Here is a 10,218-nt window from a genome sequence, read left to right on the forward strand (position 1 = left end):
CGGGGTTATTACGCTGATGCCGACGAGCAGTTCGGCGAGCATGGCGTCCTTGCCCGCGAAATGCCGGTAGAGGCCGGGGCCGCTGATGCCCACGGCCGCCCCTATCTCGTCCACGCCGACGCCGTGGAAACCACGCTCGGCGAAGAGGCGCGCCGCCTCGCTGAGGATCTGCTCGCGGCGGGTGGGGGCCGCGGTCCTGGTGCTCATGGGAATTCATTCTAGACAGAGGTGTTAGCGGTCGTTAACCTGAAGGCGTACGTTAACGGTCATTAACACGCGCCGGTCCTGCCGATCGGCCGTCGATCAGTGTGGGGGCGCGAGGGAATGCAGCAGGCACCGGTGCTGGCGAGCGCCGCCGATCCGGCGTCGGAGACGTGGCGGGCCAACGAGAAAGCGCATGCCGAGCTGGTCGGCGATCTGCGCGCGCGGCTGGCGGCGGCCCGGCTCGGCGGCGGTGAGAAGGCCCGCGCCCGGCACACGGCGCGCGGCAAGCTGCTGCCGCGCGAGCGGGTGGACACCCTCCTCGACCCCGGCTCGCCCTTCCTCGAACTGGCGCCGCTGGCGGCCGAGGGGCTGTACGGCGGCGCGGCGCCCGCCGCCGGCGTGATCGCCGGGGTGGGCCGGGTCAGCGGCCGTGAGGTGGTGGTGATCGCCAACGACGCCACGGTCAAGGGCGGCACGTACTACCCGATGACGGTGAAGAAGCACCTCCGCGCCCAGGAGGTCGCCCTGGAGAACCGCCTCCCGTGCGTGTATCTCGTCGACTCGGGCGGCGCCTTCCTGCCGATGCAGGACGAGGTCTTCCCCGACCGCGACCACTTCGGCCGAATCTTCTACAACCAGGCCCGGATGTCCGGCGCCGGCATCCCGCAGATCGCGGCCGTGCTCGGCTCGTGCACGGCGGGCGGCGCCTACGTCCCGGCGATGAGCGACGAGGCCGTGATCGTGCGCGGCCAGGGCACGATCTTCCTGGGCGGCCCGCCGCTGGTGAAGGCGGCGACGGGCGAGGTCGTCACGGCGGAGGAGCTGGGCGGCGGCGAGGTCCACTCCCGTACGTCGGGCGTCACGGACCATCTCGCGGAGGACGACGCGCACGCGCTGCGGATCGTCCGGACCATCGTCGCCACGCTCCCCGGGCGCGGGGCGCTGCCGTGGTCCGTCGAGCCGGCCGAGGAGCCGAAGGCGGATCCCGCCGGGCTCTACGGGGCGGTGCCGGTCGACTCCCGTACGCCCTACGACGTGCGCGAGGTCATCGCCCGGCTCGTGGACGGCTCGCGGTTCGCGGAGTTCAAGTCCGAGTTCGGTACGACGCTGGTGACGGGCTTCGCGCGCATCCATGGCCATCAGGTCGGCATCGTCGCCAACAACGGCATCCTGTTCTCCGAGTCGGCCCAGAAGGGTGCGCATTTCATCGAGCTGTGCGACCAGCGCGGCATCCCGCTGCTCTTCCTGCAGAACATCTCGGGGTTCATGGTCGGCCGCTCCTACGAGGCGGGCGGCATCGCCAAGCACGGCGCGAAGATGGTCACCGCCGTGGCCTGCGCCCGGGTTCCGAAGCTGACGGTCGTCATCGGCGGCTCGTACGGCGCGGGGAACTACTCGATGTGCGGCAGGGCGTACTCGCCCCGCTTCCTGTGGATGTGGCCCAACGCCAAGATCTCCGTGATGGGTGGCGAGCAGGCGGCCTCGGTGCTGGCGACGGTCAAGCGCGACCAGATCGAGGGGCGCGGCGAGGAGTGGCCCGCCGAGGAGGAAGCCGCGTTCAAGGACCCGATCCGCGCCCAGTACGAGACCCAGGGCAACGCGTACTACGCCACGGCCCGGCTGTGGGACGACGGCGTGATCGACCCGCTGGAGACCCGCCAGGTGGTGGGCCTGGCGCTGACCGCCTGCGCCAACGCGCCGCTGGGTGAGCCTGGCTTCGGCGTCTTCCGGATGTGAGGGCGGACGTGACGGGTCTGACGGGTCTGACGGCGGCAATGGTGAGGGCGGAATGAGGGTGGGCATGTTCGACACGGTCCTGGTCGCCAACCGCGGCGAGATCGCGGTGCGCGTCATCCGTACCCTGCGCGCGCTGGGGGTCCGCTCGGTCGCGGTCTTCAGCGACGCGGACGCGGACGCCCGGCATGTACGGGAGGCGGACACGGCGGTACGGCTCGGCCCAGCGGCGGCGGCGGAGAGCTATCTCTCCGTCGAGCGGCTGCTGGCCGCGGCGGCCCGCACGGGCGCGCAGGCGGTGCACCCGGGCTACGGCTTCCTCGCGGAGAACGGGGCGTTCGCCCGCGCCTGCGCCCAGGCGGGGCTCGTCTTCATCGGCCCGCCCGCGCCCGCCATCGAGCTGATGGGCGACAAGATCCGCGCCAAGGAGACGGTGTCGGCGGCCGGGGTGCCGGTCGTACCGGGCTCGTCGGGCAGCGGACTGACCGACGCCGAGCTGGTCGTGGCGGCCACGGACATCGGTATGCCGGTGCTGCTGAAGCCGTCGGCGGGCGGCGGCGGCAAGGGCATGCGGCTGGTGCGCGAGCAGGGGTCGCTGGCCGAGGAGATCGCGGCGGCCCGCAGGGAGGCGCGCGCCTCGTTCGGTGACGACACCCTGCTGGTGGAGCGCTGGATCGACCGCCCGCGCCATATCGAGATCCAGGTCCTGGCGGACGGACACGGAAACGTGGTGCATCTGGGCGAGCGTGAGTGCTCCCTCCAGCGCCGCCATCAGAAGATCATCGAGGAGGCGCCCTCCGTCCTGCTGGACGAGGCGACCCGCGCGGCGATGGGCGAAGCCGCGGTCTCGGCGGCGCGCTCCTGCGGCTACACCGGCGCGGGGACGGTCGAGTTCATCGTCCCCGGCAGCGACCCGTCCGCGTACTTCTTCATGGAGATGAACACCCGGCTCCAGGTCGAGCATCCGGTGACCGAGTTCGTCACGGGCCTCGATCTGGTCGAGTGGCAGCTGCGGGTGGCGGCGGGCGAAAAGCTGCCCTTCGCACAGCCGGACGTCACGCTGACCGGACATGCCGTGGAGGCCCGGCTCTCCGCCGAGGACCCGGCCCGTGGCTTCCTGCCCACCGGCGGCCGGGTGCTGGCCCTGCGCGAGGCGCGCGGCGACGGGGTGCGGACCGACTCGGGCCTCGTCGAGGGCGCCGAGGTGGGCAGTGCCTACGACCCGATGCTCTCGAAGGTCATCGCCTACGGACCCGACCGGGCGACGGCGCTGCGCAAACTGCGCGCCGCCCTGGCCGCGACGGTCACCCTGGGCGTCCCGACGAACGCGGGCTTCCTGCGCAGACTGCTGGCCCACCCCTCGGTGGTCGCCGGCGATCTGGACACCGGTCTCGTGGAGCGCGAGGTGGACGGCCTGGTGGACACGGAGGTGCCGCCCGAGGTGTACGCGGCAGCGGCGGCCGTCCGGCAGGCGGAGCTGGCGCCGGGCGCCGGTACCGGCTGGGTGGACCCCTTCTCCGTACCGAACGGCTGGCGGATGGGCGGCACCCCGCTGCCCGTGACGCACCCGCTGCGCATCGCGGGACTCGAACCCGTTGCTCAGGAAGCACCGCCCGCCGACCGGAGTCACGTGGAGCCCGGCCGGGTCACGGTGACCGTGGACGGCATGACGTACACCTTCGACCGGGCGGGCGACTGGCTCGGCAGGGACGGCGACAGCTGGCACGTCCAGGACCACGACCCGGTCGAGGCAGCGCTGCGCGAGGCGGCGGGGGCGGGCGCCACGGACTCGCTGACGGCGCCCATGCCCGGCACGGTCACGGTCGTGAAGGTGGCCGTCGGCGACGACGTGGCGGCGGGCCAGAGTCTGCTCGTGGTCGAGGCGATGAAGATGGAGCACGTCATCTCCGCCCCGCACGCCGGCACCGTCACCGCACTCGACGTGACGCCGGGCTCGACCGTCGCCATGGACCAGGTACTGGCCGTGGTCACACCGCAGGAGGAGTCATGACCGCTGGACTGCCGATGCCCGTGGCGGCGCAGGGCCTGCCGCCGCGCGTGCGGATCCACGAAGTGGGCGCCCGTGACGGCCTGCAGAACGAGAGCACGGTCGTACCGACCGCCGTCAAGGCGGAGTTCATCCACCGGCTCGCCGACGCCGGGCTGACCACGGTCGAGGCGACCAGCTTCGTCCACCCCAAGTGGGTGCCCCAACTGGCCGACGCGGAGGAGCTGTTCCCGCTGCTGGCCGACCTCGGGGACGTCCGGCTGCCGGTCCTCGTACCGAACGCGCGCGGGCTCGACCGCGCGGTCGCCCTCGGCGCCCGCCGGATCGCCGTGTTCGGCAGCGTCACCGAGTCGTTCGCCAAGGCCAACCTCAACCGCACGGTGGACGAGTCGCTGGCGATGTTCGCGCCGGTCGTCGCGCGGGCGCGGGAGGCGAAGGTCCATGTCCGCGGCTATCTGTCGATGTGCTTCGGCGACCCCTGGGAGGGCCCGGTCCCGGCCCACCAGGTGGTCAGGGTCGCCAAGGCCCTGCTGGACATGGGGTGCGAGGAGCTGAGCCTCGGCGACACCATCGGCGTCGCCACACCCGGCCACGTACAGACCCTGCTCGCCCAGCTCAACGAGGAGGGCGTGCCGACGAACGTCATCGGCGTGCACTTCCACGACACGTACGGCCAAGCACTGGCCAACACCTTCGCCGCGCTCCAGCACGGCGTGACCACCGTGGACGCCTCGGCGGGCGGCCTCGGCGGCTGCCCGTTCGCGAAGAGCGCCACCGGCAATCTCGCCACCGAGGATCTCGTGTGGATGCTCGAAGGCCTGGGCGTCGAATCGGGCGTCGATCTCGGCAAGCTCACCGCCACCAGCCTCTGGATGGCCGACCAGTTGGGCCGCCCGAGCCCGTCCCGCACCGTCCGCGCCCTCTCGCCCAAGGAGTGACCTTCGATGTCCCTGGACCACCGTCTCTCGACCGAGCACGAAGAACTCCGCCGTACGGTCGAGGAGTTCGCCCACGAGGTCGTCGCACCCAAGATCGGCGACCTGTACGAGCGCCATGAGTTCCCTTACGAGATCGTGCGCGAGATGGGCCGGATGGGCCTGTTCGGGCTGCCGTTCCCCGAGGAGTACGGCGGCATGGGCGGCGACTATCTGGCCCTCGGCATCGCCCTGGAGGAGCTGGCCCGTGTCGACTCCTCGGTGGCGATCACCCTGGAGGCCGGCGTCTCGCTCGGCGCGATGCCCGTCTTCCGCTTCGGCACGGAGGAGCAGAAGCAGGAGTGGCTTCCCCGGCTCTGCGTCGGCGAACTGCTCGGCGCCTTCGGCCTGACCGAGCCGGACTGCGGCTCGGACGCGGGCGGCACCCGCACGACGGCCGTACGCGACGGCGACGAGTGGGTGATCAACGGCACGAAGTGCTTCATCACCAACTCGGGCACGGACATCACAGGCCTGGTCACGGTCACCGCCGTCACCGGCCGCAAGCCGGACGGCCGCCCGGAGATCTCCTCGATCATCGTCCCCTCCGGCACCCCCGGCTTCACGGTCGCACCCCCGTACTCGAAGGTCGGCTGGAACGCCTCGGACACCCGCGAACTGTCCTTCGCCGACGTACGGGTCCCGCTGACGAACCTCCTCGGCGAGGAGGGCCGCGGCTACGCCCAGTTCCTGCGCATCCTCGACGAGGGCAGGATCGCGATCTCCGCCCTGGCGACGGGCCTCGCCCAGGGCTGCGTGGACGAGTCGGTGACCTACGCCAAGGAACGCCACGCCTTCGGCCGCCCGATCGGCGCCAACCAGGCCATCGCCTTCAAACTGGCCGACATGGAGATGCGCGCCCACATGGCCCGCATCGGCTGGCGCGACGCGGCGTCCCGTCTGGTCCACGGCGAACCGTTCAAGAAGGAAGCGGCCCTCGCGAAGCTCTACTCCTCGACGGTCGCGGTCGACAACGCCCGCGAGGCCACCCAGATCCACGGCGGCTACGGCTTCATGAACGAGTACCCGGTGGCCAGGATGTGGCGCGACTCCAAGATCCTGGAGATCGGCGAGGGCACGAGCGAGGTCCAGCGCATGCTGATCGCCAGGGAACTGGGCCTGCCCAGCTGAACGGCTCATTCGAACAGGCCAAATGCCCTACTTGACAAGGACTTTGGCGAGCGAGCGCTGGTAGGTTGACCCGCAGTGGAGCGGGAGGGCGGCAGCATGAGCAGACCGTGGGAAGCGGACCCGGAAACAGACTTCAAAAGACGCCTCGGAAAGTCGGCCCTGGAGCTGGGTGCTACCAATTCCGGCCCCGAATGCCCGGACATCTGGGAGTTGGAGAACGGCGACATCGCTGTGATCGGACGTGACCTCACCGCTTCCCTCGGGAGCCGCCTGCCGGACGGAGTCTCCGTCGGCCTCGATGAGCGTCTCGTCGTCATTCCCAGAAACATGCTCATCGCGGCGAAGGCGGATATTCCCCATGTTTGACTGCTTCCGCGACGGTGCTGGCGAGCTCCTCAAGAGGCCTGATTATCTCGCCGACTTCGGCCGAGTCTACGAGAGTGACATCAGCCTCCTTGCCAAGATCGAGCGCGGCCAGACCTTCAGAGAACAGGGCTCGCCGAGTTGGGACGCCTTCGCTTCCGGGGACTGGGCAGGGGCGTTGCGGCTGATCGAGAGCGAGCGGGATTCGGTTGCCGCGTATTTCCGGGATGCCGCGCGACGAAGTCTGGCATTCCGCAGGATTCGTGTCGTTGAGTTCCCGGTTTCCCCTTACCTGCAATGGGAGATGAACTCTTTCCGGCTCCGGTCGGAACTGGGCGAACAGATCCGGGTCTTGGATGCCCGGGAAATCGCTGATCTGGAGCGCGAAACGCAGGTGCCTGAGATCGTCATCCTCGGAAGTTCGGTGATGTACGCCGTGATCTACGACGACGATCTGAAGGGAGCAGGGGCGCTTCGGTTCACCGAACCTGACGAGATCAAGACAACGACCTCGGAGTTCGAGTCCCTGTACGCCAAGGGCGAGGAGTTTTCTGAGTTCTTCGAGCGGGAGATCGCCCCGCTCGGGCCGCCCACCGTTCACTGACGGTGGGAAGGAGACCGCAGCGGCAGGAGCATGCGCCATGGATTCGGAGTTGACCATGCTTGCCCAGAGCGCGAGCGCGACTCTCGTCGCTCTGATGGCGACGGACGCCTGGGAGCGCACCAGGGACGGGGTCGTCGCCCTGTGGCAGCGGGCTCGGCCCGAGCGTGCTGACGCGGTGGCCGACGAACTCCACAGCACCCGGGAGGACCTGGCCGCAGATCCGACCGCCGAGCAGGAATTGGCCGCTGAGTGGCAGGGCCGGATTCGGCGGCTGCTGACTGAACAGCCCCAGCTCGCGGTGGAGCTGCGGAAGCTGCTGAACGATCTGGCGCCCGGTACCGACGCCGATGTGACCTTCTCACAGCGCGCCAGCGCCGCCGGCAACGCCAAGATCTACCAGGCAGGTCGCGACCTGCGTATCACCGAACGGTGAGCGGATCGACCGAGGGACGGGCGGAGGGCGACGGCCGGGTCTATCAGAGCCGTGGGGATCAGCACATCACCGAGCACCATCATCACGGTCACGCTGCCTTCACGGTCGGTGCCGCGCCCGACTCCGTCAGACAACCGGCGGTGGGGCGCGCACCGGTGGTCCTGCGCGATCGGCTGGAGCTGATGACGCAGCTACGGACCGCCCTCGAAGACGGCGGGGCTCATCAGGTCTACGTCCTGCACGGGCTGGGCGGCTGCGGTAAGACCGCCGTCGCCTCGGAAGTTTTTCGTCTCGCGACTGCCGAGGGCGGTCGGGTCGGACTGTGGGTGAACGCCCCCGATCTGGCCTCACTACGCGCGGGAATGCTCGCCGTCGCCGCTGACCGTGGCGCGAGCGAGGGGGAGCTCACCGCCGCGCGCAACGGCCTGCGCGCGGCTGCCGACCTGGTGTGGGACCGGCTGGACCGGTCCGACCAGCCGTGGCTCCTGGTGATGGACAACGCCGATGACCCGGCCATACTCCGCGACGGCAGTTGGCTGCGCACCAGTCCGCGCGGCATCACACTGGTCACCACCCGGCAGGTCGCCTCCCATTGGTGGCCCGGGGCGACGCTGCACCACGTCGGTGTCCTGCCACGGGAGGACGCGGCGCAACTGCTGTGCGACCTGGCACCGGAGAGCGGCACAGTGGAGGAGGCGGCCGAGATCGCGGATCGGCTGGGCCGACTGCCACTGGCACTCACCCTTGCCGGCGGCTATCTGGCGCATCAGGTGATCAGCCCGTGGAGCATGGCGGAGTACGGCCGGGCCCTGGACCGAGGCGACGGGACTGATCCCATCGACCTCCTGGACCAAGGGGCTACGTACCGCGGTGACCACCAGTCCCGCCATCTCGCCAGCAGTACGTGGGAATTGTCACTGGACGCACTGCGCGCCCAAGGCCTGCCCGAAGCCACGCTGTTGATGCAGTTGCTCGGCTGCTGGTCCCACGACCCGTTGCCGCTCACCCTGCTGACAGGAGCGGGGGTCGACGCGCTGCTGCCTCGCGCTCGGGTGGAAACGGCGCTCCGAGGTCTGCTCGACCACTCGCTCACCCGCCTGGTACCCGGTCCGCCCCGCTGCCTGCGGACCCACGGCGTACTGCTGGAAAGCATCGCTCGGGGCACCCCGGCCGAGCAGCGAGACCTGCTTGTGCGCGTAGCCGCAGAGCTGCTGAGCGCAGTGCTGCCGGATGTGACGCAACCGTGGGCGCGTGAGGATCCGCCCATCGCTCCGTTCGTGCCGCACACCCTGGCGTTGCTGCGGCGGGCGGCTCAGTGGACCGAGGTGGAACAGGCGACGGCGACACGGGTGCTGGAGTGCGCGTTGCGGCTCGCGGTCGCACTTCACCGGGCGGGAGATTTCGCCTCCGCCCTGTCGGTAGGACAGGACGCGGTGGCGCGCGGGACGCGGCTGCTCGGGCCGAACCACCCCGCGGTGATCGCACTCCGCCGGCGTGTGGGGCGGTCCCTCTATCGGCTCGGGCGGTACGAGGAGGCGGAGGCGGTCCATCGCCTCGCTCTCGCGGACTGCACCGCGGCGTTTGGCGCGAGTGCCGTCGAAACGCTGGAGTGCTGTGTGGGGCTCTCTCCGGTGCTCGCCTGGGCGCTTGATCAGAAGGCTGAGGCAGCGTCGATGTTGCGACAGGCGATTGACGGCCTGACCGCCGCGCTTGGCGCGAGCCACCCGTCGACGCTGATCGCGCGGACATACCTGCTGGAGTTTGCTGCCGAGGCCGAGCTGGACCCGGTCGGCGGAGCCGAGTTGCTGTCGGACTGCCACAGCGTGATCGGCCCGGCGCACCCGATCACCTTGAGTGCTGAGCTGAATTACGGCTTCGCGCTGATCGTCGCCGGACGGCAAACCCGGGCGCTGCCCCTCGTCCGCGACGTGGTCGTAGCTTTTGAGCGTGCCTACGGACCGGAGCACCCGAAGACCCTCGCCGCTCGCGCGTTACTGAGCCGGGTCCTCGGCGAGCTTGGTCTGCACGACGAGGCAGTGGCACAGGCTGAGCTGGTGGCGCACACGCGGGCGCGCGTCCTGGGGACCGAACATCCTTGGACCTCATGGTCCCTGGAGCGGCTCGAAAGACTGCAGCGTGCCTGGGGGAGACGTGACTCTGCCAGCGAGTGACCCGAGGTAGCGGGGCCTGGACTCCGCAGGTCGTCAGAGCCAGCGCAGGTCGAACCACAGCTCCATGCGGACGTCCGCGTCGTCCAGGTCCGTCTCCAGGAGTGTCGCGCAGCGGGCGATGCGCTGGCGGACCGTGTTGCGGTGGATGGTCAGGGCCACCGCTGTGCGGTCCCAGCTGCCGTGCAGGGACAGCCAGGTGCGGAGGGTGTCCAGCAGGGCGGGGGAGTCGGTCAGGGGGGCCAGCCGGGTGCGGGCGTGGGCCGTGGCTTCCTCCGGGGCCACCAGGCCGGTCAGGCCCGTCTCGTGGTGGCGTACCAGGGCGGTACGGGTGGCCTCGGCGCGGTGCAGGGCGCGTTCGGCGCGCAGGGCGGCTGTCGGCAGGTCGGGCGGGGTGACCGGGTCGCTCACGCCCAGGGTCCAGCCGGGCTGGGGGGTGACCTCGTGGTCGGTGACGACGCGGACGGCGGTCCCGGCCGTCTCGTACAGGGCGCTGCCCAGCGCGGCGGCCAGCGCGCCTGCGGCGAACGGGGTGGCGCCGCCGCGGGCGTGGACCACCGTCCAGGGGCCCGGGCCCAGCAGGGGCGCCGCCTCGGCGG

Annotated in this window: 10 protein-coding genes; 8 read left to right on the top strand and 2 right to left on the bottom strand. The window is 70.6% G+C overall.

Annotated features, from left to right (window positions below):
• Positions 1 to 207: helix-turn-helix domain-containing protein (locus tag HY68_RS16440; protein WP_041989451.1), on the bottom strand; the 207-nt coding region annotated here is incomplete at its 3' end.
• Between the two features lie 117 nt (positions 208 to 324).
• Between HY68_RS16440 and HY68_RS16445 the strand changes: the two genes are divergently transcribed.
• The 8 genes from HY68_RS16445 to HY68_RS16480 all read left to right on the top strand — a co-directional run bounded on the left by HY68_RS16445 (position 325) and on the right by HY68_RS16480 (position 9,622).
• Positions 325 to 1,941: a carboxyl transferase domain-containing protein gene (locus HY68_RS16445; protein ID WP_041989454.1), complete on the top strand. Its 1,617-nt coding sequence runs from the start codon at positions 325 to 327 to the stop codon at positions 1,939 to 1,941.
• 64 nt (positions 1,942 to 2,005) lie between these two features.
• A complete protein-coding gene (locus HY68_RS16450) occupies positions 2,006 to 3,949 on the top strand; it encodes a biotin carboxylase N-terminal domain-containing protein (protein WP_041989457.1) in 1,944 nt (647 codons plus the stop codon).
• Positions 3,946 to 4,884 (top strand): hydroxymethylglutaryl-CoA lyase, encoded by a 939-nt coding sequence (locus HY68_RS16455; protein WP_041989459.1) that lies wholly within the window; start codon positions 3,946 to 3,948, stop codon positions 4,882 to 4,884. Before HY68_RS16450 ends, HY68_RS16455 begins: the two co-directional genes overlap by 4 nt.
• A 6-nt stretch (positions 4,885 to 4,890) precedes the next feature.
• Positions 4,891 to 6,051: an acyl-CoA dehydrogenase family protein gene (locus HY68_RS16460; RefSeq protein ID WP_041989462.1), complete on the top strand. Its 1,161-nt coding sequence runs from the start codon at positions 4,891 to 4,893 to the stop codon at positions 6,049 to 6,051.
• A 96-nt stretch (positions 6,052 to 6,147) separates the two neighbouring features.
• On the top strand, positions 6,148 to 6,417 hold the full coding sequence (locus HY68_RS16465; RefSeq protein ID WP_041996263.1) for a hypothetical protein: 270 nt from the start codon (positions 6,148 to 6,150) through the stop codon (positions 6,415 to 6,417).
• A complete protein-coding gene (locus HY68_RS16470) occupies positions 6,410 to 7,018 on the top strand; it encodes a DUF6879 family protein (RefSeq protein ID WP_041989465.1) in 609 nt (202 codons plus the stop codon). Before HY68_RS16465 ends, HY68_RS16470 begins: the two co-directional genes overlap by 8 nt.
• A gap of 37 nt (positions 7,019 to 7,055) precedes the next feature.
• Positions 7,056 to 7,451: a hypothetical protein gene (locus tag HY68_RS16475; protein WP_041989468.1), complete on the top strand. Its 396-nt coding sequence runs from the start codon at positions 7,056 to 7,058 to the stop codon at positions 7,449 to 7,451.
• A complete protein-coding gene (locus HY68_RS16480; protein WP_041989471.1) occupies positions 7,448 to 9,622 on the top strand; it encodes a tetratricopeptide repeat protein in 2,175 nt (724 codons plus the stop codon). Before HY68_RS16475 ends, HY68_RS16480 begins: the two co-directional genes overlap by 4 nt.
• 33 nt (positions 9,623 to 9,655) lie before the next feature.
• Here the strand turns inward: HY68_RS16480 and HY68_RS45185 are convergent.
• Positions 9,656 to 10,218 (bottom strand): helix-turn-helix domain-containing protein (locus tag HY68_RS45185; protein ID WP_041996265.1); only part of this gene is annotated, 563 nt, incomplete at its 5' end.

Origin of the sequence: Streptomyces sp. AcH 505 (genome assembly GCF_000818175.1) — a bacterium.
Classification (GTDB): Bacteria; Actinomycetota; Actinomycetes; order Streptomycetales; family Streptomycetaceae; genus Streptomyces.

Coding starts and splice junctions, on each gene's coding strand:
- HY68_RS16445 (WP_041989454.1), top strand. CDS start 325: ATGCAGCAGGCACCGGTGCTGGCGAGCGCCGCCGATCCGGCGTCGGAG.
- HY68_RS16450 (WP_041989457.1), top strand. CDS start 2,006: ATGTTCGACACGGTCCTGGTCGCCAACCGCGGCGAGATCGCGGTGCGC.
- HY68_RS16455 (WP_041989459.1), top strand. CDS start 3,946: ATGACCGCTGGACTGCCGATGCCCGTGGCGGCGCAGGGCCTGCCGCCG.
- HY68_RS16460 (WP_041989462.1), top strand. CDS start 4,891: ATGTCCCTGGACCACCGTCTCTCGACCGAGCACGAAGAACTCCGCCGT.
- HY68_RS16465 (WP_041996263.1), top strand. CDS start 6,148: ATGAGCAGACCGTGGGAAGCGGACCCGGAAACAGACTTCAAAAGACGC.
- HY68_RS16470 (WP_041989465.1), top strand. CDS start 6,410: ATGTTTGACTGCTTCCGCGACGGTGCTGGCGAGCTCCTCAAGAGGCCT.
- HY68_RS16475 (WP_041989468.1), top strand. CDS start 7,056: ATGGATTCGGAGTTGACCATGCTTGCCCAGAGCGCGAGCGCGACTCTC.